Below are 19,622 nucleotides of genomic sequence, written 5' to 3'. Positions count from 1 at the left end.
GCCCCGCCCGCCCGCCGGGTCCCCGCGCCGCCCGCGACAGGCCCGGCGCCGCCCCGCCCTGCTCGACGCACGATCCGCAGGATCTCGCGGTTCCCGCGGGGGTTCGGTCCGTCCGGCCCCGCACCTCCGCACGACCCGACGTGAGCCCACCGCACACCGTTCCACGGTGGAACGTCGCAGGTGAGGGACCACGGGAAGGCGGTCACCGTCCACCCCGCCCTGTGGACAGCGGCTGTGGACAGCGGCTGTGGACGACGCTCCTCACACCCAGGCGCGCGACCCCGGGGTCGGGCTCGCGCGGCGCAGCTCCAGCTCACGGGCCGTCACCTCGAACCCCGCGTCGTCGAGGACGGCGCCGCCGGCCCGGCCGAGCAGCAGGGTCGCGACCCGCGCCAGCAGGGCCCGCGCCCGGTCCCGGGCGATGACGTGCAGGCCCGACGGGTCGGAGACCTGGAGCTCGTACGGGTCCTGCGGCCGCCACTCCAGGCGGACGACGGTCGCGGGAGCCCCGTCGGGCCACGACCGGGTCTCGAGCGCGCGCGGCAGCCCGCCCGCCGCCTCCTGGGTGACCACCAGGTCGCCGTCGTACGCCGTCCGGGCCAGCACCCGGTGGCCGGGGCCGCCCGGCACGGCCGCGAGCGTGGCGGTGGCGACCACGGCCCGCACCACCTCGAGCAGCTCCCCGGCGGGCACCGGCCGCGCCGGCCGGACCGAGAGGTCGACGGAGGCGCCGGGGTCGGGGCGCAGCACCTGCCGTCCGTCGGCGAGCAGCAGCCCCGAGGTGCGCCGGGCCACCGCGACCGCCCAGCCGACGAGCCGCAGCTCCTCCCCCACGGGCAGCGCCGCGGCGAACGCCCGTGCGATCCCGCCGCGGTCGTCGTGCACGGCGGGCCGGCCGCCCCGGACGTCGAGCGCGCCGTCCGCGCGGCCCAGCGCCCACGCCTCCGCCGGGTGCGCGCACCCCAGCGCCGCCGCCGCGTCGGCGTCGAGCGGGAAGGGCCCCGTGGCGCGGTGCTCCTCGCCGAGCCGCAGCACGCCGGCGGCGGGCCGGGCCGCGGCCCGCACGCCGTGGAACCGCGCCCCGCCCGCGGGCCGGGCGGGCGCCGCGGTGGACGGTTCGCTCAGCCAGCGGACGTCGTCGAACCAGGCCGCCGCCAACCCGGGCAGGTCGTGGCTCGGCCCGACGCCGTCGTCGGCCGGGCGCGGCACGACGAGCACGTGGTCGGAGGTGTGCTCCGCGGGGACGAGCGCCGGGACGGAGGCCATGGCGCGGACCGTACCGGTCGCACCGTCACCCCCGTGTCACGACCGTGTTGCGAACGTGTGACCTGCGGAGACGCGCGGGCGGTGCCGTCACTCAGGCGCGCACGTCGTGCAGGTGGTGCACCACGTCGTGCAGGAAGTACCGCCCCAGCGTGCGGACCGTGAAGACCGAGCCGTTGGACCGGCGGCCGGTGCGCTCCGCCTCGCCGGGCGCGACGGCGTCGAACGCCGCGGCGACGGCCGCGCCGTCGGCGTCGAGCTCGGCGACCAGGGTCGCGACGTCCTGGTGGGCGTAGTCGCCCTCGAGCGCCGCGACGTCCTGGTCCCAGTTCGCGAACGCCGGGTCGTCCTCGGCGAGCATCAGCGCGAGGCGCTCGTCGAAGATCCGGAAGACGTCGCGCACGTGGGCGCCGTACTCGAGCGTGGACCACACGTCGGGACGGGGCCGCTCGGCGACGTCGGGGCGGCCGAGGGCGGCGCGCCAGCGGGGCAGCGTCTCGCGCACGGCCTGGCCGACGTCCGACGGCTCCACGCCCGCGGCCGAGAAGCCGCACTCGGGACAGGGGCGCTCGAGCACCCAGGTCCAGTCCTTGGTGTCCGGGACGATGCCGTCCGGCTGTGCGGTGGGGTCGGTCACACCGGAACCCTAGCGTCCCGAGGTGCTGACAACGGATGCCTATGATGTCAGCATGCCCAAGATCATCGGGAAGAGCCTGCACGAGCACCGCCAGATGACCCGGCACAAGCTGTTCACCGCCCTCTCGACGCTGATGTCCGAGCGGGGGTTCGACTCCGTGACGCTGGCCGACATCGCGACGGCGGCCGGCGTCGGTCGCACCGCGGTCTACAACCACTTCCCCGACAAGGAAGCGCTGCTGCTGGGGTTCATCACCCACGAGACCGAGCAGTACGCACAGACCCTGGAGCGGGCCCTCGCCGAGGTGGACGATCCCGTCGAACAGCTCCGGACGTACATCCGCCAGCAGGCCCAGCTCACCCGCGTCTTCCACCTCGCCCCCGGCCCGGACCTGCGCACCGTGCTGTCGCGCACCACCCAGGCGCGGCTGCGCGAGCACGCGGAGATCGTGGAGTCCATCCTCAAGCGCATCCTGCGCGCGGGGATCGCGGAGGGAGAGTTCCCCGAGCAGGACATCGAACCGACCGTGCAGCTGGTCAACGCGTGCCTGTCGGGCCGGCTCATCCCGGACGACCCCGCCGCGCGCGAGCGCGCGATCCGCGCCACGGAGGCGTTCGTGCTGCGCGCCGTCGGCGCCCGCGTCGCCGCGGCCTGAGGGCTCCGCCCGGCCGCCGCCGTCCCCCGTCTGCCCGGCGGCCTACCAGGCGTCGGCGGGCAGGTGGTGGTGCTCCGGCGGGGGCGGCTGGTACGGCTCCGGCACCGGCGCGAGGTGCGCCCGCGCGAACTTCAGCGCCGCCTGCAGGTCGGCGTGCCGCTCGCTCGCGGTGCGCGCCTTGCGCGTCGAGATCTCGACGACGACGTCGCCCGCGTAGTCGCGTCGCGCCAGCTCCTCCAGCACCTTGTCGCACGCCATGTCGCCGCGGCCGGGCACCATGTGCTCGTCGCGGCCCGACGCCGTCCCGTCGGCGAGGTGCACGTGCCGCAGCTTGTCGCCGAAGCCGTGCACCAGCGCCAGCCCGTCCTGGTGGGCGATCGCCGCATGGGAGAGGTCGAGGGTCACGGCGTCGTAGTCGTGGTCCGCGGGGTCCCATCCGGGCAGGTAGGCCTTGAGCTCCCGGTCGCCGCGGGAGCGCGGCTTCCACGGGTACATGTTCTCCACGGCGACGGTGACGCCGTCGGCCTCGTGGACGCTGGCCTCGTTGAGCTCGTGGACGAGGTCCTGGAACTGCCGTGCGTACTTGTACTGCCACCGGAACGGCGGGTGCACCACGACGGTCGGGGCCCCGAGCTCGCCCGCCATGTCGACGGCGCGGCGCAGCTTGTCGGCCGGCGACCGGCCCCACACCCGCTGGCTGACCAGCAGCGTCGGCGCGTGCACGGAGCGGATCGGCATGCCGTGCTCGTCGGAGAGGCGCCGCAGCGCCGCGGGGTCCTGCGTGGCGGGGTCGGACCACACCATGACCTCGACGCCGTCGTACCCGAGCTCGGCCGCGACCTCGAAGGCGAACGCCGCGCGACGTGGGTACACCGAGGCGGTCGACAGCGTCACGGGGACTGCCTGTGCTTCGCGCGGTTCGGCCATGCTCCGCACGATAGCCGCCGCAACTGAACGGAGGCTGACAAGCGGCTGTCCCCCGCCCGCGCGCACGACGACCGATAGGGTCGCGGCATGGTGCGTGCGGTGGTGTTCGACGTCGGCGAGACCCTCATCGACGAGACCCGGATCTGGACCCGCTGGGCCGACCGCCTGGGGGTGCCCGCACTGACGTTCCTGGGGATCCTCGGCGGGTGCGCGGCCCTCGACCTGTCGCACCGGCACGCGTTCGAGATGGTGCGACCGGACCTCGACGTCCCCGCCGAGATCGAGCGGTGGGCGACGGACGACCCGACCGGCCTGCGGGAGAACTTCGACGCCGACGACCTCTACCCCGACGTGCGCGAGGCGCTGGCCGCGCTGCGCGCCGCCGGGCTCGCCGTCGTCGTCGCGGGGAACCAGCCGCCCCAGGCGCGCGCCGCGCTCGAGGCGATGGACCTGCCCGTCGACGCGATCCGCACCTCCGACGAGTGGGGCGTGCAGAAGCCCGCACCGGAGTTCTTCGCGAAGGTCGCCGAGCTCACCGGCGTGCCCGCCACCGAGATCGCGTACGTCGGCGACCGGCTCGACAACGACGTCCTGCCCGCCGCCGACGCCGGGATGGTGCCGATCCTGGTCCGGCGCGGCCCGTGGGGCTTCCTGCACGCCGAGCGCCCCGAGGCGGCGCGCGCGACCGTCGTCGACTCCCTCCTCGAGCTGCCCGCGCTCCTCGCGGGCTGAGCAGCCGCTACGCTCGCGCGCGTGCTCACCAAGACGGCGGTCTCCGACGCACAGGTCGTCGCGCTGCTCGCGCCGCTGGGCGTCGTGCGACGCGTCATCCCGCTGAGCGGCGGCCTGTTCGCGAGCGTGCTGCGCGCGGACCTCGCCGACGGGCGGACGGTGGTGGTCAAGGTGACCGGCGCGGACACGTCCCGCCTGCTGCGCTACGAGCACGGCGTGCTCGGCACGGAGGCGGCGGTCGACCGGGTGGCCCACGCCGCCGGGCTGCCAGTGCCGCGGGTGCTGCACCTCGACACGACCCGCGCCCACGTGGACGGCGACGCCCTCGTCACGACCTTCCTCGACGGCGACCTGTGGAGCACCCTCGAGCTGGACGGGGCGACCGCCGGCCGGGCCCGCCGCTCGTTGGGCGCCCTCATGGCCCGGCTGCACCGCCTCGCCCGCGACGACGACGCCCGCGACCGGTTCGGGTACCCGGCACCCGAGTCGGGGCTCGCCGCCGCCACCTGGCCGGAGGCGTTCGCCGGGATGGTGCGCGCCGCCCTCGACGACGCCGCCCGCTGGGGCGTCGACCTGCCCGCCGGCCGCCTCGTGGCCGCCGTCGAGCGGCACCACGACCTGCTCGCCGCCGTCACGACGCCGCGGCTCGTGCACGCCGACCTGTGGCCGGGCAACCTCCTGCTCGACCCCGTCGACCGCACGGTGGTCGGGGCGATCGACGCCGAGCGGGCGCTGTGGGGCGACCCCCTGTTCGAGCTGGTCGGCGCCGACCAGCTCGGCGCCGGCGCGGTGGACGCGGACCTGCTCGCCGGGTACCGGGACGCCGGCGGGGACCTGGGCGTCGGCGACGGCACGCCCGGGTCGGGCGACCCCGACGCCTGGCAGCGCCTGCGGCTCTACCGGGCGTACTTCGCCTGCCTCCTGGTCGTGGAGATCGTGCCCCGCGCGTACGAGGGCGACTGGGTGGCCGGGTACGTGCGCACCGCACGCGCCAACCTCCAGCGGGTGCTGGACGAGCTGGACGCCTGACGCGTCAGCCGGTCCAGCCGAGCCGGCCGAGGGCGTTGAGGGCGAGCAGCACGCCCAGGATCCCGAGCGCCCACCCCGTGAGCTCGGCGGCGTTCCTCGACAGCCACCTCTCCAGCCGTGCCAGCAACGGCTCGACGAACCGTGCGGCGACGAGCCGCCCGCCCAGCAGCAGCAGCGCCGGCAGCACCATGACCACGCAGTACGCGGCGAGGACGCCGACGCTCGTGCCGGTGCCCAGGTCCGACGTCGTGATGAGGCCGATCGCCGCCAAGTACGGCAGCATCGTGCCGACCTCGAGCGCCACCGCGCCGAGCGCCAGACCCAGCAGCGGCAGCAGCGACGCGTGCGGCGCCGCGACCGTCGACGTCGGGGTCGTGCCGGGCAGCAGGCCCGGCACGGGGCCGCCGGGCGTCGTCGTCCCCGCCTCGATGCCCATCGCCCGCGCCCGCCAGCGCACCAGCCGCCCGGGCTTCGCGCCCTGGCGCGCGGCCCGGGCCTCGGCCTTCTTGCCGTCGAAGCGCCAGCTGATGGCGAACAGGAAGACGCCGAGGGCGAGCTGCAGCAGCATCGCCGGCCGCGAGTCCAGCGCGTCGCCGTACCGGTCCAGCAGGGCGCCCGCGCCGAGCATCACCGCGATCCCCACGGCGAGGTAGAAGCCGGCGACGGTGCCGAGGTAGGCGAGCAGCCGCGCCGGGCGCGGGCGGCCGGGCGCCATGAGCAGCCACACGGGGATGAGCAGGGTGCCGAAGCTGGTCGAGTCGATCAGCGCCAGCACGACCAGCGCTCCCGCGAGCACGCCGAGGCCCGCGCCTTCCAGCCCGCCGACGTCGATGAGGTCCATGCCGACGATCCTCGCGGCGCGGCACGGACGCCGTCGTCGCCCGAACGACTGATCCTGCACCGTGACGGGACACGCGGCACGGGTACACCCTTCGACCGATCCGCCGCGGGACGCCCTGTGCTGGGATGGTGCGGTGACGACCGACCGCCCCGCGCCCACCCTCCTCGGGAGGCTCGTGCGGGTGTGGGGCGGCGACGACCGGCGCGGCGACGTCACGACCGCGGTGACGCTGTTCCTCCTCGGCTGGCTGTTCCTCGAGGTCGGGCTCGTCGACCTCTACACCTGGGACCCGCCCCTGACGGCCCGGGCCGAGCCCTGGTGGCGGGTGGCGCTCCTGGCGGTCGGCTGCGCGATCACCCTCGCCAAGCGGTCGCGGCCGATGCTGGCGCTCGCGGGCGGCGCCGTCGTGACGGCGGTCGACGTCCTGTGGGGCGGCAGCCTCGCGATCATGCTCGTGTTCTGGGACCTGCTGTACGCGGCCGCGCTGTGGACGGGCCCGACGGCGCGACGTTGGCTGTGGAGCACGGCGCTCGTGCTGGCGGTGGGCGGTGCGATCGCGGTCGGCGAGGTGACCCGGGACGCGCGGATGTTCGTCTACGCGGGCCTGCAGTTCGGCGCGATCCTGCTGGTCCCGATGTGGTGGGCCGACAACGTGCGGCAGAAGTCCGAGCTCGCGGCGGTGGAGCGCGCACGGGCCGACGAGGCCGCCCGGGCGGCGGAGCTGGAGCGCAAGCGCGCCTCGGACCTCGAACGGATCGCCGAGCTCGACCGGCACGAGGCCGTGCGGGCGGAGCGGGCCGCGATGGCGCGCGACCTGCACGACGTCATCGCCTCGCACCTGTCGACGATCGCGATCCACTCCGGCGCCGCCCTGGCCGTCCCGCCGGACGTCGCACGCGACCGCGGAGCGCTGGAGCAGGTGCGGGCGAGCGCGGTCGCGTCTCTCACGGAGATGCGGGCCATGATCGAGCTGCTGCGCGCCGACTCGGCGCGCGACCCGCTCGCCGCCCCCGGGCGGCTCGACCGCCTGGACGACCTGCTCGACCTCGCCCGGGCGGGCGGCACGGTCGTGACGGCCGTCGACCCGGACGGGGTCGCCGGCGCCGAGCTGCCCGCCGCCGTCGGACACGCCTTGTACCGGATCGCGCAGGAGTCGCTCACCAACGCCCGCAAGCACGCGCCCGGGGCGCCGGTGACGGTGCGCCTGACCCGCGAGCCCCGGCCCCGCGGCGGTGCGGTGGCGCTGGAGGTGCGGAACGCGGCTCCGCCGACGGGGCAGGGTTCGCCCGCCGGCGCGGCCGGGCTGCCGCTCAGCGCCGGGACGGGCATGCTCACGATGCGCGAGCGTGCGGAGGCGCTCGGCGGCACCTTCGAGGCCGCCGCGACGGACGACGGCGGGTGGGCCGTGCGCGCGCGGGTGCCGGCCGGTGCGGAGAACGGCCGAGAGAGCGGGGGAACCAGGGGATGACGACGCCAGCGACCCGGGACGGCGCGGCAGGCGGCACGGCGGGCGGCACAGGTGGCACGGTCCGCGTGCTGATCGCGGACGACCACGCCGCGATCCGCGCCGGGCTGCGGATGCTCCTGGACGCGGCGGACGACGTCGAGGTGGTGGGCGAGGCGGCCGACGGAGACGCCGCGGTGACGAACGCCCGCGCGCTGCGCCCCGACGTCGTGCTCATGGATCTGCGCATGCCGGGGACGGACGGCATCGCCGCCACGCGCGCCATCGCCGCCCAGGGCCTCGCGGACGTCCTGGTGCTCACCACGTTCGACCTGGACGAGTACGTGGACGGCGCGCTGCGCGCGGGCGCCGCCGGGTTCCTGCTCAAGACGGCGGAGCCCGCCGCGCTGCTCGACGCCGTGCGCCGCGTCGCGGCCGGCGACGGCGTCCTCGCGCCCGAGGTCACCCGCCGCGTGCTCGCCCAGCTGTCGGGGACCGGCGTCGCGCCGGCCGCCATGCCCGCCGCCGCCGGGCCGCCGAGCCTCGTGGACCCCCGGCTCGGGGACCTCACGCCGCGCGAGGTCGACGTGCTGGGCGCCCTGGGCCGAGGGTTGTCCAACCAGGGCATCGCGGACGAGCTGGTGATCACGGAGGCGACGGCCAAGACCCACGTGTCGCGCGTGCTCGCGAAGCTGGGCGTGGTGTCGCGGATGCAGGCGGCGATCGTCGCGCGGGACGTCGGCCTGGCCTGACGCCGACCTGACACCTCTGTTGACAGTGCCGCAACCGGCAACGCGATCACCGCGACGACACGCCGCTCGACACGCCGACGCGTCAGCCGACCGGGGCGAGGCCCGGGCTGCGCACCACCCGCGCGGCGTGGGCCGCGGCCGCCGCGAGCGCCTCGGCGAGGTCCGCCCCGCCCAGGTGGGCGTCGAGGAAGCCGGCGAAGAACCCGTCGCCCGCGCCGTTGGTGTCCACGACGTCGTCCACCGGTTCGGCGGGGACGTCCACGAAGCCGTCGGCGGTGAGGGCCGTGGCGCCGCGGGCGCCGTGCGTGCACACCACCAGCCGGGCCCCGGCGTCGAGCCGCTCGGCCATGAAGGCGCGGTGGTCGGGAAGCCGGTCGGAGCTGAGGAACACGTGCGTGCCGGCGTCGGCCCACGGGCGGTGGAACGCGGTGGCTCCGTCGTAGTCGTGCAGGTCCACCCACACGTCGCGGCCCCGCTCGGCGGCCGCGACCAGGACGGGGACGGAGTGCGCCGCGAGGTCGACGACGACGGCCGCGGCGGCGTCCACCGCCGCGAGCGCCGCGTCCCAGCCGGGCCCCGTGGCGGCGACCTCGCCGGGCGCGCGCAGGTAGACGGACAGCCGGCCGCCGCCGGTGTCCATGAGGTTGAGGTGGCTCTCGGTGCGCCCGTCCGGGGACGGTTCCGCGAGCACGCGCACCCCGGCGTCGTCGAGCACCGCGCGCACGCGGGCGCCCTCGTCGTCGTCCCCGAGCACCGTGCGCAGCACGACGCCGCGCCCCAGGCTCGCCAGGTTGAGCGCCTTGCCGGCCGAGGTGCCGCGGACCGTGTCGTACGCGCCGCGCGCGAACACGGTGTGGGGGGTGGGGTCGGGCAGCGCGTCGAGGTGCACGATCCGGTTCCAGGACGCGGGGCCGGCGACGAGGACGTCGGCGGTGCTCGGTGTGGTGCTCGGTGTGGTGCTCGGTGTGGTGCTCGGTGTGGTGCTCGGTGTGGTCACGACCGGCACCCTAGGGTGCCGCGGCCTCGGCCCGCGTCAGCCGCGCAGCGGCAGGCTGAGCGTCGCGTCGCCGTCGGGCGTGACGCGCACGGGCACGCCCCAGTCCTGCTGCGCCAGGTGGCAGGCGGGGAAGACGTCGGGGTCGGGCTCGCCGTCCGGGCCGAGAGGGACGACGTCGCACGACGCCGCCTTCGCGGTCACGTGCAGCACGCCCTCGGCGACGTCCGGGTTCAGCACCAGCACGCGCTCCAGGTCGGTCCCGTCGCCCGCGCCGTCGAGCAGCAGCTCGGGCGGGGTGGCGCTGACGCGCAGCTCGGTGGACGGGCCCCAGCGGTCGTCGAGCTTCTGGCCCGGGGCGGGCACGAACGGCACGTCCAGGCGCAGCTCGCCGGGCGCGACCTCCGTCGCCGGGCGCGCCACTCGGTGCGCACCGCCGTCGAGCACCTGGCCCGCGACATCGGCGGGCAGCGCGACCCGGGTCAGCCGGTGCGCGGCGGACTCCACGACGAGCAGGTGGACCGCGTCGTCGGACGTCTCGACGAGCACGTCGCTCGGCTCCGCGAGGCCGGTGGCGAGCGTCGTCACGGTGCCCGCCGCCGGGTCGTACCGCCGCAGCGCGCCGTTGTACGTGTCGGCGACGACGACGCTGCCGTCGGGGAGCGACGCCACGCCCAGCGGGTGCTGCAGCAGCGCCTCGCCGGCCGCGCCGTCGCGGTGGCCGAAGTCGAACAGCCCCTGCCCGACGGCCGTGCTCACGGCGACCGTCCCGTCCGCGGCGGGCACGACGCGGCGCAGGGCCGACGTCTCGGCATCGGCGAGCCAGAGCGCGTCGGCGGCGTCGGGGCCGCTCGCGGCGGCCAGACCGGACGGCTGCGCGAACCACGCGTCGGCGCCCGGCCCGTCCTCCAGCCCCTCGTTCATCGTGCCGGCGAGCAGGCGGATCGAGCCGTGACCGTCGCTCGCCACCGGGTCGAACGCCCACAGCGTGTGGTTCCCGGCCATCGCGACGACGAACGCGCCGAGGCGCGGCGACCACGCGACGTCCCACGGGGAGCTGAGGCGCACGGCGGCCGCGGGGTAGGTCGCGGCCGGGTCGAACGCGTCGGTCGACCCGACGACGTTCACCTGCCCGCCCACCATGAACTGCTCGCCCGTGCCGGCCACCGTCCGCACGCGCCCGGTCGCCAGGTCGACGCCGCGCAGCGCGTGGTTCACCGTGTCGGCGACGAGCACGTCGTACCCGAGCGCCGGGCGCAGCTCGTCCGGCACGCGGCACAGGCCGTTCGGCTCGCTGAACCGTGCCTCGTCGGGGGCCGCGTCGCCGCGGGAGTCGGCGAGCCCGCGCTCGCCGGAGCCGATGCGCCGCACCAGGGTCTCGCCGTCGGGCGCGAGCTCCGCCAGCGAGTGGTGCCCGGCGTCGGCCACGAGCAGGTTCCCGGACGGCAGCGCGACCGCCTTGGCCGGGAAGCGCAGCGTGCCCGACGTCGGCTCGGGCGGCACGTACGGCCCGTCGCCGCGGTGCAGCGTGCCCTTCGCGTCGTGCTCGGCGACCAGCTCGTCCACGATCGCCTCGATCGCCGACGCATGCCCCTCCCCCGCCATCTGCGCCACGACGTACCCCTCCGGGTCGACGACGACGAGCGTCGGCCAGGCGCGGGCCGTGTACGCGCCCCACGTGACCAGCTCCGGGTCGTCGAGCACCGGGTGGTGCACCTCGTACCGCTCGACGGCGGCGGCCAGCGCGTCCGGATCGGCCTCGTGCGCGAACTTGGGCGAGTGCACGCCCACGATCACCAGCTCGTCGCGGTGCCGCTCCTCCAGCTCGCGCAGCTCGTCCAGCACGTGCAGGCAGTTGATGCAGCAGAAGGTCCAGAAGTCGAGGACGACGATCTTGCCGCGCAGGTCGGCCAGCGTGACGTCGCGGCCGCCGGTGTTGAGCCAGCCGCGGCCGACCAGCTCGGAGGCACGGACGCGGGGCAGTCGGGAGGAGCTCACCGATCCATTCTGCGGGATCGGCCGGGTTCACCCGTGTCACGGCGGCCCGGCGACCGGGACGGCCGCCACACTGTGCCCATGACCGACGACTCCGGCGCGCCCGCTGCAGCTCCCGTCCCCGCCGCCGGCGGTTCCGTCGACCCCGAGTTCCCGCCCCGCAAGCCGTCCGCCACGGCGCTGGTGGTGGGGATCGTCCTGCTGGTCGTCGGGCTGGTCCTGTTCCAGGCGGGCCAGCAGATGTTCGTCGACGGGACGGTCGTCCTGGAGGACGAGCAGCCCCCGAGCGGCGACGTGCCGTACTACCTCGGCCTGATCACCGCGGCGGTCGGCCTGGTCGTCGTCCTCGCCGAGGTCTGGCGACTCGCCAAGCAGCTCGACGTCGTCTACAACTGGGCGATCGGCGCTCCCCCGGGCGGCGAGTGACGCGCCGCGGTGACGATCGCCCGTGACGCCGCTCAGGCGGCGTCGGGCAGCTCGACGGCGTTGGCCGCCCTGTGGATGGGCGCCGTCATCGCGGCCATCAGGCGGTCCTTGCCGGGCAGCCTGTCCATGACCCGCAGCATCGTGAGCGAGGCGCGCACCTGCCCACGGGTGGCGACCACCATCCGCTTGATGTTCGCCGGTCCGAGCGCCTGGTTCGCCGCCACGAACGGGCGCATCCGGCGCTCGTAGTCCGCGAACGCGGCGACGGGGTCGTCGTGCGCGTCGAGGGCGGCGGCCAGCACGTACGCGCCGACGAGCGCCAGGCTCGTGCCCTGCCCGGACGCCGCCGAGGCGCAGTACGCGGCGTCGCCGAGCAGCACGGTGCGGCCGGCCGACCACCGCTCGGCGCGCACCTGGCTGAGGGAGTCGAACAGCAGGTCGGGCGAGGCGGGAACGTCGGCCAGCAGGCCGGGCACCTCCCAGCCCTCGCCGGCGTACGCGTCGGCGAGCAGGCGCTCGCGTTCCGCGCGCCCGAGGTCCCGGTGGCCGAGGGGCCCCGACGACCACAGGAACATCGCCCGCGCGCCCTCCTCCCGCGCCGTGGCGTAGACCAGGGCGGTGCGGCCGGGCCCCACGTAGGTGACCTCCTCGCGGTCGAGGTCGAGCCGGTTGGGGACGGTCGCCACGGCGACGTAGTACCCGAGGTCGACGACGTGCCGCTCGTCCGGTCCGAGCACCAGGTTCCGCGTCCGGGAGCGCAGCCCGTCGGCGCCGACGACGACGTCGTAGCGCCCCGTGCGACCCGAGGCGAGCTCCACCTCCACGCCGTCGCCGGTGTCCACCAGGGACCGGACCGAGTCGCCGTGGACGTGCTCGACGCCGGCCGCCCCCTCGCGCAGCAGGCGGTGCAGGTCGCCGCGCAGCAGCTCGACGTCGTCGTGCGCGCGCCCGCCGAAGGTGTCGCCGTCCATGCTGGCGGCCCGGCGCCCGCGGGCGTCGACGACGGTGCCCGCGCGGACCTCCGTGCGCAGGCTCCGCGCCTCGTCGAGCAGGCCCATGCGGTCCAGGACCTGTAGCGCGGCGCCCCGCACGTCGACCTTGTAGCCGCCGTCGCGGGGCGCGGGCGCCTGCTCGACGACGGTCACGACGTCGCCGCGGGCGGCGAGCCGGTGCGCGAGCGCGAGGCCGGCGACGCCGCCGCCGGAGACGAGGACGGAGCGGTTCATGGGAGTTCTCCTGACCCTGGGAAGGTGGCGCGCACCACGCTAGACCCAATTTAGACGATCGTGCAAGACGTTCGTTTCAGACGTTCGAGCTAGCATGGTCACCATGCGCTCCACCGACAACAGGGCCGCGCTCCTCGCCGCCGCCCGGACCTGCCTGCGCGACAAGGGGTACGCCCGCACGTCGGCACGCGACGTCGCCACCACCGCGGGCGTGAGCCTCGCGGCGATCGGGTACCACTTCGGGAGCAAGGAGGCGCTGCTCGACGCGGCCCTCGTCGACGCCCTGCGCGACTGGGGCGACGCGTTGGAGGCCATCGGCGCCGAGGACCTGGGGGCGTCGCCGGGCGAGCGGTTCCGCGCGGTGTGGCAGCGGGTCATGGCGTCGGTCGCCGACGACCGCGCCCTCTGGGCGGTGCAGCTCGAGCTCGTCGCGGCCGCCGCGCGCGACCCGGAGCGGGCCGCCGCCGTCGCCGCCGACAACGCGCACGCCCGCGCCGCGCTGGCCGAGCTCTTCGGGGTCCCCGACGCCCAGGGCGCACTCGTGCAGATGCTGCTGCTGGGGGCGGTGTCGCGGGTGCTCCTCGACCCCGACGACACCGTCGGCGCGGACGAGCTGCTGGAGCAGGTGGCCGCGCTCGCGGCGCTGGCCGCCTGAGCGTCAGGACGTCAGAGCGCGGTGACCGCGCCGACCACCGTCACCTGCACGGGGACGCCGTCCACCTGGGGCGGCACGTCCTTGCGCGCGCTGAGGGAGACGACGTTCACCTGCAGCACCCAGTCCGTCTCGTCGCCGCGCTGGGCGAGGCCGACGCCGCGCACCCCCTCGACGCTCTCGAGCGCCTCGCGCAGGGCGGGCTTGGCGGCGCGCGCCTCGTCGATCGTGACCATGGAACACCTCCGACCCCTCCATTGTGCGCCACCCGCCGACAGGGCCGCAGTCCGGGTGCCGTGACCTGCGCCCCTATCGCACGGTCGGGCCCTCGACCTCCACGGGGCCCTGCGGGGACCGGCGTTCGATGCGCAGGTCGAGGGTGCTCCGGGACGTCGGGGCGACCGTGATCCGGGCCTCGCCCTCGCCGGCGTCGATGGCGCGCACGTGCAGGTGCCCGTCCTTGAGCTTGATCGCGAACTGGTTCGGCCCCGCGACGAACCGCACCTCCCGGTCGTCGTCGATCACCGTGGGGCCCAGGGGGAGACTCTTCGCCATGGGTACAGCATGCCTGCCATCCGGGCCGCCCCCGCCGGCCCTGGTCGACGGTACAGGTATCCGTGTACCGTCAGCGGGGTGACGAGCCTCCCGCTGCACCCCCTGCCGTCCGCCCGCCGCGCGCTCCTCGAGCGCCGGGTGCGCTGGATCGTCGCCGCGACGATCACGTACAACGTGGTCGAGGCGGTCGTGGCCATCGCGGCGGGGCGCGCGGCGTCGTCGGCGGCGCTGGTCGGCTTCGGCCTGGACTCCGTGGTCGAGGTGCTCTCGGCGGCCGCGGTCGCCTGGCAGTTCGCGGCGCCGGACCCGCACCGCCGCGAGCGCACGGCGCTGCGGCTCATCGCGGTGTCGTTCTTCGGGCTGGCGCTGTTCGTCACCGTCGACGCCGCCCGCACGCTGCTCGGCGCGGCCGACCCGGACCACTCCCCCGTCGGCATCGCTCTCGCGGCGGTCAGCCTCGCGGTGATGCCGTTCCTGTCGTGGGCCGAGCGGCGCACCGGCCGCGAGCTCGGCTCGGCGTCCGCCGTCGCCGACTCGAAGCAGACCCTGATCTGCACGTACCTGTCGGCGGTGCTGCTGGTCGGGCTCGTCCTCAACGCCACGCTCGGCTGGTCGTGGGCCGACCCGCTCGCGGCGCTCGTCATCGCCGGGTTCGCGGTGCGCGAGGGCGTCGAGGCCTGGCGCGGCGACGCCTGCTGCACCCCCGTCGGGGCGCTCCTCGCAGGTGACGACGGGTGCGACGACGACAGGTGCGACGACGGCTGCTGCGCTCCCCCTGACGGCGGGGCGGCCGGTCCGCGCTGACCGTGCGGCGGCACCGTCGCCGCCGGCCACCCCGCCGGGTCGTGCGGTCTCAGGCGGGCACGCGTGCGTGCCGCTCGCGCAGCCCGGCGTCGAGGGCGGCGAGGACCTCGCGCGCCTGCTCGACGTCCCACCTCGTGCCCTGGAGCTCGAACTCGAGCAGCACCGGGCGCCCGGACGCACGCGCCACCTGCCGCGCCGCCGCCTGGTAGTGCGGGCCGAAGTTCCGGTTGCCCGACCCCATCACGCCCACGAGCCGGCGTCGCGTCACGGGGTCGCGCAGGAACCGGCGCACCGACTCGGGGAGGGTGTCGTTGTCCGGGTTGCCGGTCTTGTACGACGGCGTCACCAGCACCCACGGACCGTCCGGCACCGCACGGCGCACCGCGCGGTCGCCGAGGTCGTGGGCGGGGCGGCCGAGGCGCTCGCAGAACTGGCGCACCATGCCCGACGCGGACGACGCGAAGTACACCTCGACCTGGTCGGACGGTGCCTGCTCGGGCGACATCGGGCCTCCTGACTGGGCGGCTGCGGGCCGCCGGGACGACACCTCCAGCGTGCTCCCGGCACCCGTGGGACGGCGACCCCGGGCGCCATGGGATCGATCACGCGGCGCCGTCATCTCGGCGGCGCGCCCCTCACCGGCGCGGACGCGATCTCGCTGCGGCACCGCCTCGTCCGCGACAAGATGGGTGACATGAGCACCGAGATCCCGTCCCTGCCCCTGAACAACGGCACGTCGATCCCGCAGCTCGGCTACGGCGTCTTCAAGGTCCCGCCGGAGGAGACGCGCGAGCTGGTGCTGACCGCCCTCGAGGCGGGCTACCGGCACATCGACACCGCGCAGATGTACCGCAACGAGCGCGGCGTCGGCGAGGCCATCGCCGCGGCCGGGCTGCCGCGCGACGAGCTCTTCGTCACCACCAAGCTGAACAACGCGTTCCACGAGCACGACGCCGCGCTGGAGGCGTTCGACCGGTCGCTCGAGGAGCTCGGCCTCGACCACGTGGACCTGTTCCTCATCCACTGGCCGCTGCCCGCCGTCGGTCGGTTCGTCGAGGCGTGGGGAGCGCTCGAGGAGCTGTACCGCTCGGGCCGCACCCGCGCGATCGGCACGTCGAACTTCCAGCCGCACCATCTACGCCGCATCCTCGCGGAGGGCACCGTGGTGCCCGCCGTCAACCAGGTGGAGATCCACCCGTGGTTCGGCAACGAGGAGGTCCGCGCGTTCGACGCCGAGCACGGCATCGTCACCGAGGCCTGGTCCCCTCTGGGCCGCGGCCGCGTGCTGGAGGACCCGACCCTCGCCCGCATCGCCGCCGAGCACGGCCGCACCCCCGCCCAGGTGGTGCTGCGCTGGCACGTGCAGCGCGGCGACGTCGTCTTCCCCAAGTCCGCGACGCCGTCGCGCATCCGCGAGAACCTGGAGATCTTCGACTTCGAGCTCTCCGGCGGCGACATGGCCTCCATCACCGGCCTCGACCGCGGCGAGCGCATCGGCTCCCACCCCGACGAGATGAACAACACCGGCCGCTGACCGATCGCCGCGAGCAAGAAGGGGGCCCACTCTCGCGAGCGAGAGTGGGCCCCCTTCATGCGCACAGCACGTCACACGGCCTTGCGGGTGGCGCGGATCCCGACGAGCAGGCCGACGGCACACGTGGCGGCCGCGGCGACGACCCCCCACAGGACGGCGCTGTCGGCGAACGTGCCGCCGAAGAGCACGCGCTCGGCGTCGACCATGTAGGTGAGCGGGTTGAACTTCGCCGCGGTCTGCATCCACGACGGGCCGGCCTCGAGCGGCAGCATCATCCCGGACAGGATGAGGAGCGGGAACAGCAGCGACTGCTGCACGCCCCAGAACAGCCACTCCCGGTTCTTCGACGCCAGGGCCAGGGCGTGCGACAGCGCCCCGATCCCGACGCCGAACACGCCGAGCAGCACCAGGCCGGCGAGTGCGGGCAGCACGTGGAAGGTGAACCCGAAGGGGATGCACACGACGGCGATGAGCAGCCCCTGCGCCAGCAGCGGCGCGAACTCCTTGAGCGCGCGGCCCACGAGGATCGCCGAGCGGTCCAGCGGCGTCGCGAGCACCCGCTCGTAGGAGCCGGTCATGATCTCGTACAGCAGGTTCGAGCCCGTCATCGAGGTGCCGAACAGCGAGATCATGACGATCACCCCGGGCACGAACCACTGCAGGGTGTCCGCCGTGCTCGCTCCCTCGCCGCCGAAGCCGCCACCGAACGTGCCGGTGAGCAGCGGCCCGAACAGGCCGAGGAAGATCAGCGGCTGCAGCAGCGAGAAGATCAGCGTGAACGGGTCGCGCAGCACCAGCAGGATCTCGCGGGTGAAGACCGCCCCCGTGTCCGAGACGAACTTGCCCGGCCCGGTGCGCGTGACGATGCGCGGCGCCTCGTGCTGCGCCGTCGTCGTGGTGGTGCGGGTCTGCTCGGTCATGCTGCCGCCTCCTCGCGCAGGCTCCGGCCGGTGAGGTTGAGGAACACGTCGTCGAGGCTGGCCTGGCGGGCGCTCGCCGACGTCGTGGCGATGCCGGCCACCCGGAGCGCCTCGATGACGGCGGGCAGCGCCTCGGCGCCCTGCGCCGTGCCGACCCGCACCTGCAGCCCGGCGTCCTGCGCCGTGAGCTCGACGTCGCCGAGAGCGTCCGGCAGCGCGGCCCGGACCGCCCCGCCGTCGTCGGTCGCGACGACGACGGTGAGGGTGTCGTCGGCGTACCGACGCTTGAGCGCGTCGGGCGCGGCGTCCGCGATGATCTCGCCGTGGTCGATGACGACGACGCGCTCGGCCATGCTGTCCGCCTCGTCGAGGTAGTGCGTGGTGAGCACCACGGTCATCCCGTACCGCTCGCGCATCGCCGTGATGTGCCCCCACAGGTTGGCCCGCGAGTGCGGGTCGAGGCCGGTGGTGGGCTCGTCGAGGAACAGCAGCGGGGGGTGGTTCATCAGCCCGAGCGCGACGTCGAGCCGGCGACGCTGGCCACCCGACAGCGACTGCACCGACCGCTTCTCGAGGCCGCCCAGCTCGAGCGCCGCCATGAGGTCGGCGGCGCGCTCCCTGTAGACCTCCGGCGGCAGCCCGTAGAAGCGGCCCTGGTTGTGCAGCTCGTCGGCCACCTTGTAGCTGAAGCCGCCGCCGTTGCCCTGCCCGATGAAGCCCAGCCGGGCCCGCACCTGCGCGGGGCTCTTGACGACGTCGTACCCGGCCACGGTGGCCTCGCCCGCCGTCGGCTCCAGGAGCGACGTCAGCATCCGCAGCGTCGTGGACTTGCCGGCCCCGTTGGGCCCGAGGAAGGCGACGAGCTCGCCCTCCGCCACGTCGACGTCGATCGCCTTGACCGCCTCGACGGTCTCCTTGCGACGGCTGAACGTCTTGGTCAGCCCTCGTGCTCGAATCATCTCCGCACCTCTTCCACCCTCATCTCTCGTACGCTGTACTGGAACTAGTCTCGACTCTAGCCAGGGGGTCCGACAAGACCCGTGCGCGAGGACGGGACCGCCGGGATGGGAGGATGACGAGCCATGTCGAGCACTTCGCCTCAGCCGCCGGACGACGGCGTCCCCCGCCCGCCCGAGGTCGTGCGGCGGCTGGCACTGCTGTGGGACCCGCCGCAGCCGTCGGGCCGCGGCCGCCGGGCCCGGCTGACCCTCGACGACGTCGTCGGCGCGGGCACCGCGATCGCCGACGCCGACGGGCTGGAAGGGCTGTCGATGCGGAAGGTCGCGGCACGTCTCGGCGTCGGCGCGATGTCGCTGTACACGTACGTGCCGGGGCGCACGGAGCTGCTGGACCTCATGATCGACCGCGCCTTCGCCGAGCTCGGGCTGCCGCCCGCCACGGCGACCTGGCGCGACGGCCTCGCCGCGTACGCCCGCGCGCACTGGGAGCTGTTCCAGCGCCACCCGTGGATCCTGCAGACCAACATGTGGCGCCTGCCCCTCACCCCGTCCGTCCTCGACGCGCAGGAGTGCGGGCTGCGCACCCTCGTGGACACCGGGCTGCCGGAGCGTCAGGTGGTGGAGATCGTCGGGCTCGTCGACGCGTTCGTGCGCGGGCTGGCGCGCTCGACCGTCGCGGAGTCCGCGGAGAAGGACGCCTCCGGGCAGAGCAACGACGAGTACTGGACGTCGATGAGCAGCTTCTGGGTGGACCACTTCGACCCACGGCGCTACCCCACCATGCTGCGGATCTGGGACGCGGGCGGCTTCGACGCCGAGGCCACGCCGTTCGAGGCCTCGCTGGAGCGGCTGCTCGACTCCGTGGGCATGGCGATCGACCGCGCGCGCGGGACTTCCCAACCCGGCGGCTCGTCCCTACGATGAACTGGTCCAGACCACCGTCCCGGAGGACCCCATGGAACGCACCGTCGTCGTCGCCATCACCGAGGGCCTGCACGCCCGCCCGGCCGCGCTCTTCGCGCAGAAGGCCGGCCAGCAGCCGGTGCCCGTGAAGATCGCCAAGACCGCCGGCGGCGACGCCGTGGACGCCGCGAGCATCCTCGGGATCATGACCCTCGGCGCCTCGGTCGGCGACGAGGTGGTGCTGCGCACCGAGACCGACGGCGACGACGCCAGCACCGCGCTCGACGCCCTCGTCGAGTTCCTGTCGCAGGAAGCGGTGGCCTGACGGACAGGCCCGCCCGGCCGAGCGGGTTCTTCCACTCGGCCGGCTGGCT

Annotated in this window: 23 protein-coding genes; 11 read left to right on the top strand and 12 right to left on the bottom strand. The window is 75.2% G+C overall.

What is annotated here, in order from left to right; all coding sequences use genetic code 11:
* Positions 1–261 precede the first annotated feature (261 nt).
* Complete coding sequence (locus tag ACFQ8E_RS16615; protein ID WP_430551672.1) at positions 262–1,266, bottom strand: hypothetical protein; 1,005 nt, start codon at positions 1,264–1,266, stop codon at positions 262–264.
* Between the two features lie 91 nt (positions 1,267–1,357).
* Complete coding sequence (locus ACFQ8E_RS16610) at positions 1,358–1,900, bottom strand: DinB family protein (protein WP_430551671.1); 543 nt, start codon at positions 1,898–1,900, stop codon at positions 1,358–1,360.
* A gap of 52 nt (positions 1,901–1,952) precedes the next feature.
* Between ACFQ8E_RS16610 and ACFQ8E_RS16605 the strand changes: the two genes are divergently transcribed.
* Positions 1,953–2,555, top strand: a complete 603-nt coding sequence (locus ACFQ8E_RS16605) for a TetR/AcrR family transcriptional regulator (protein ID WP_429735477.1) — start codon at positions 1,953–1,955, stop codon at positions 2,553–2,555.
* Between the two features lie 42 nt (positions 2,556–2,597).
* On the opposite strand, the gene ACFQ8E_RS16600 is transcribed toward ACFQ8E_RS16605, so the two are convergent.
* Complete coding sequence (locus ACFQ8E_RS16600) at positions 2,598–3,482, bottom strand: sugar phosphate isomerase/epimerase family protein (protein ID WP_430551670.1); 885 nt, start codon at positions 3,480–3,482, stop codon at positions 2,598–2,600.
* 87 nt (positions 3,483–3,569) lie between these two features.
* On the opposite strand from ACFQ8E_RS16600, the gene ACFQ8E_RS16595 reads away from it, so the two are divergent.
* On the top strand, positions 3,570–4,214 hold the full coding sequence (locus ACFQ8E_RS16595) for an HAD family hydrolase (RefSeq protein WP_430551669.1): 645 nt from the start codon (positions 3,570–3,572) through the stop codon (positions 4,212–4,214).
* A gap of 21 nt (positions 4,215–4,235) precedes the next feature.
* Positions 4,236–5,243, top strand: coding sequence for a phosphotransferase family protein (locus ACFQ8E_RS16590; RefSeq protein WP_430551668.1), 1,008 nt, complete (start codon positions 4,236–4,238; stop codon positions 5,241–5,243).
* Positions 5,244–5,247: 4 nt separating this feature from the next.
* On the opposite strand, the gene ACFQ8E_RS16585 is transcribed toward ACFQ8E_RS16590, so the two are convergent.
* Positions 5,248–6,084 carry a GAP family protein gene (locus ACFQ8E_RS16585; protein WP_430551667.1) on the bottom strand — a complete coding sequence of 279 codons (837 nt, stop codon included), beginning with the start codon at positions 6,082–6,084 and terminating at the stop codon, positions 5,248–5,250.
* 133 nt (positions 6,085–6,217) lie between these two features.
* Between ACFQ8E_RS16585 and ACFQ8E_RS16580 the strand changes: the two genes are divergently transcribed.
* Together ACFQ8E_RS16580 and ACFQ8E_RS16575 are read left to right on the top strand one after the other, a co-directional pair.
* Positions 6,218–7,552, top strand: coding sequence for a sensor histidine kinase (locus ACFQ8E_RS16580; protein ID WP_430551666.1), 1,335 nt, complete (start codon positions 6,218–6,220; stop codon positions 7,550–7,552).
* A 110-nt stretch (positions 7,553–7,662) separates the two neighbouring features.
* Entirely contained in the window at positions 7,663–8,280 is a 618-nt protein-coding gene (locus tag ACFQ8E_RS16575; RefSeq protein WP_430551711.1) for a response regulator, read from the top strand.
* 82 nt (positions 8,281–8,362) lie between these two features.
* Here the strand turns inward: ACFQ8E_RS16575 and ACFQ8E_RS16570 are convergent, their stop codons facing one another.
* Both ACFQ8E_RS16570 and ACFQ8E_RS16565 read right to left on the bottom strand, forming a co-directional pair.
* Positions 8,363–9,277: a carbohydrate kinase family protein gene (locus ACFQ8E_RS16570; RefSeq protein WP_430551665.1), complete on the bottom strand. Its 915-nt coding sequence runs from the start codon at positions 9,275–9,277 to the stop codon at positions 8,363–8,365.
* Between the two features lie 36 nt (positions 9,278–9,313).
* Complete coding sequence (locus ACFQ8E_RS16565; RefSeq protein ID WP_430551664.1) at positions 9,314–11,272, bottom strand: NHL domain-containing thioredoxin family protein; 1,959 nt, start codon at positions 11,270–11,272, stop codon at positions 9,314–9,316.
* Between the two features lie 78 nt (positions 11,273–11,350).
* Here ACFQ8E_RS16565 and ACFQ8E_RS16560 point away from each other — a divergent pair, with 78 nt between their 5' ends.
* Positions 11,351–11,695, top strand: a complete 345-nt coding sequence (locus tag ACFQ8E_RS16560; protein WP_430551663.1) for a hypothetical protein — start codon at positions 11,351–11,353, stop codon at positions 11,693–11,695.
* A 32-nt stretch (positions 11,696–11,727) separates the two neighbouring features.
* Here ACFQ8E_RS16560 and ACFQ8E_RS16555 read toward each other — a convergent pair whose 3' ends face one another.
* On the bottom strand, positions 11,728–12,921 hold the full coding sequence (locus tag ACFQ8E_RS16555; protein ID WP_430551662.1) for an FAD-dependent monooxygenase: 1,194 nt from the start codon (positions 12,919–12,921) through the stop codon (positions 11,728–11,730).
* A 103-nt stretch (positions 12,922–13,024) separates the two neighbouring features.
* On the opposite strand from ACFQ8E_RS16555, the gene ACFQ8E_RS16550 reads away from it, so the two are divergent.
* Complete coding sequence (locus tag ACFQ8E_RS16550) at positions 13,025–13,576, top strand: TetR/AcrR family transcriptional regulator (RefSeq protein WP_430551661.1); 552 nt, start codon at positions 13,025–13,027, stop codon at positions 13,574–13,576.
* An 11-nt stretch (positions 13,577–13,587) separates the two neighbouring features.
* Here ACFQ8E_RS16550 and ACFQ8E_RS16545 read toward each other — a convergent pair whose 3' ends face one another.
* Both ACFQ8E_RS16545 and ACFQ8E_RS16540 read right to left on the bottom strand, forming a co-directional pair.
* Entirely contained in the window at positions 13,588–13,809 is a 222-nt protein-coding gene (locus tag ACFQ8E_RS16545) for a hypothetical protein (RefSeq protein WP_430551660.1), read from the bottom strand.
* Positions 13,810–13,882: 73 nt separating this feature from the next.
* Positions 13,883–14,128 (bottom strand): hypothetical protein, encoded by a 246-nt coding sequence (locus ACFQ8E_RS16540; RefSeq protein WP_430551659.1) that lies wholly within the window; start codon positions 14,126–14,128, stop codon positions 13,883–13,885.
* A gap of 78 nt (positions 14,129–14,206) precedes the next feature.
* Here ACFQ8E_RS16540 and ACFQ8E_RS16535 point away from each other — a divergent pair, with 78 nt between their 5' ends.
* Positions 14,207–14,932 carry a cation transporter gene (locus tag ACFQ8E_RS16535; protein ID WP_430551658.1) on the top strand — a complete coding sequence of 242 codons (726 nt, stop codon included), beginning with the start codon at positions 14,207–14,209 and terminating at the stop codon, positions 14,930–14,932.
* Between the two features lie 49 nt (positions 14,933–14,981).
* Here the strand turns inward: ACFQ8E_RS16535 and nrdI are convergent, their stop codons facing one another.
* Positions 14,982–15,437: a class Ib ribonucleoside-diphosphate reductase assembly flavoprotein NrdI gene (gene nrdI, locus ACFQ8E_RS16530; protein ID WP_430551657.1), complete on the bottom strand. Its 456-nt coding sequence runs from the start codon at positions 15,435–15,437 to the stop codon at positions 14,982–14,984.
* A gap of 189 nt (positions 15,438–15,626) precedes the next feature.
* Here nrdI and ACFQ8E_RS16525 point away from each other — a divergent pair, with 189 nt between their 5' ends.
* Positions 15,627–16,466 (top strand): aldo/keto reductase, encoded by an 840-nt coding sequence (locus ACFQ8E_RS16525; protein ID WP_430551710.1) that lies wholly within the window; start codon positions 15,627–15,629, stop codon positions 16,464–16,466.
* 71 nt (positions 16,467–16,537) lie between these two features.
* Here ACFQ8E_RS16525 and ACFQ8E_RS16520 read toward each other — a convergent pair whose 3' ends face one another.
* The gene (locus tag ACFQ8E_RS16520) at positions 16,538–17,386 is read right to left on the bottom strand and encodes an ABC transporter permease (protein ID WP_430551656.1); all 849 of its coding nucleotides are present in this window, start codon (positions 17,384–17,386) and stop codon (positions 16,538–16,540) included.
* Positions 17,383–18,345, bottom strand: coding sequence for an ATP-binding cassette domain-containing protein (locus ACFQ8E_RS16515; protein ID WP_430551655.1), 963 nt, complete (start codon positions 18,343–18,345; stop codon positions 17,383–17,385). Before ACFQ8E_RS16515 ends, ACFQ8E_RS16520 begins: the two co-directional genes overlap by 4 nt.
* A gap of 123 nt (positions 18,346–18,468) precedes the next feature.
* Between ACFQ8E_RS16515 and ACFQ8E_RS16510 the strand changes: the two genes are divergently transcribed.
* Complete coding sequence (locus tag ACFQ8E_RS16510; protein WP_430551654.1) at positions 18,469–19,269, top strand: TetR/AcrR family transcriptional regulator; 801 nt, start codon at positions 18,469–18,471, stop codon at positions 19,267–19,269.
* A gap of 31 nt (positions 19,270–19,300) precedes the next feature.
* Positions 19,301–19,573 (top strand): HPr family phosphocarrier protein, encoded by a 273-nt coding sequence (locus tag ACFQ8E_RS16505; RefSeq protein ID WP_430551653.1) that lies wholly within the window; start codon positions 19,301–19,303, stop codon positions 19,571–19,573.
* Positions 19,574–19,622 lie beyond the last annotated feature (49 nt).

The sequence above is a fragment of the Isoptericola sp. NPDC056573 genome, assembly GCF_042793335.1.
GTDB lineage: Bacteria > Actinomycetota > Actinomycetes > Actinomycetales > Cellulomonadaceae > Isoptericola.
This window is presented reverse-complemented; position numbering and strand designations above follow the sequence as displayed.

What these genes read in the sequence shown, in the direction of transcription:
- ACFQ8E_RS16520 (WP_430551656.1), bottom strand. Translation starts at nt 17,386, where the DNA reads ATGACCGAGCAGACCCGCACCACCACGACGACGGCGCAGCACGAGGCG.
- ACFQ8E_RS16540 (WP_430551659.1), bottom strand. Translation starts at nt 14,128, where the DNA reads ATGGCGAAGAGTCTCCCCCTGGGCCCCACGGTGATCGACGACGACCGG.
- nrdI (WP_430551657.1), bottom strand. Translation starts at nt 15,437, where the DNA reads ATGTCGCCCGAGCAGGCACCGTCCGACCAGGTCGAGGTGTACTTCGCG.
- ACFQ8E_RS16510 (WP_430551654.1), top strand. Translation starts at nt 18,469, where the DNA reads ATGTCGAGCACTTCGCCTCAGCCGCCGGACGACGGCGTCCCCCGCCCG.
- ACFQ8E_RS16615 (WP_430551672.1), bottom strand. Translation starts at nt 1,266, where the DNA reads ATGGCCTCCGTCCCGGCGCTCGTCCCCGCGGAGCACACCTCCGACCAC.
- ACFQ8E_RS16555 (WP_430551662.1), bottom strand. Translation starts at nt 12,921, where the DNA reads ATGAACCGCTCCGTCCTCGTCTCCGGCGGCGGCGTCGCCGGCCTCGCG.
- ACFQ8E_RS16505 (WP_430551653.1), top strand. Translation starts at nt 19,301, where the DNA reads ATGGAACGCACCGTCGTCGTCGCCATCACCGAGGGCCTGCACGCCCGC.
- ACFQ8E_RS16525 (WP_430551710.1), top strand. Translation starts at nt 15,627, where the DNA reads ATGAGCACCGAGATCCCGTCCCTGCCCCTGAACAACGGCACGTCGATC.
- ACFQ8E_RS16585 (WP_430551667.1), bottom strand. Translation starts at nt 6,084, where the DNA reads ATGGACCTCATCGACGTCGGCGGGCTGGAAGGCGCGGGCCTCGGCGTG.
- ACFQ8E_RS16575 (WP_430551711.1), top strand. Translation starts at nt 7,663, where the DNA reads ATGCTCCTGGACGCGGCGGACGACGTCGAGGTGGTGGGCGAGGCGGCC.
- ACFQ8E_RS16600 (WP_430551670.1), bottom strand. Translation starts at nt 3,482, where the DNA reads ATGGCCGAACCGCGCGAAGCACAGGCAGTCCCCGTGACGCTGTCGACC.
- ACFQ8E_RS16545 (WP_430551660.1), bottom strand. Translation starts at nt 13,809, where the DNA reads ATGGTCACGATCGACGAGGCGCGCGCCGCCAAGCCCGCCCTGCGCGAG.
- ACFQ8E_RS16515 (WP_430551655.1), bottom strand. Translation starts at nt 18,345, where the DNA reads ATGATTCGAGCACGAGGGCTGACCAAGACGTTCAGCCGTCGCAAGGAG.
- ACFQ8E_RS16605 (WP_429735477.1), top strand. Translation starts at nt 1,953, where the DNA reads ATGCCCAAGATCATCGGGAAGAGCCTGCACGAGCACCGCCAGATGACC.
- ACFQ8E_RS16550 (WP_430551661.1), top strand. Translation starts at nt 13,025, where the DNA reads ATGCGCTCCACCGACAACAGGGCCGCGCTCCTCGCCGCCGCCCGGACC.
- ACFQ8E_RS16560 (WP_430551663.1), top strand. Translation starts at nt 11,351, where the DNA reads ATGACCGACGACTCCGGCGCGCCCGCTGCAGCTCCCGTCCCCGCCGCC.
- ACFQ8E_RS16595 (WP_430551669.1), top strand. Translation starts at nt 3,570, where the DNA reads ATGGTGCGTGCGGTGGTGTTCGACGTCGGCGAGACCCTCATCGACGAG.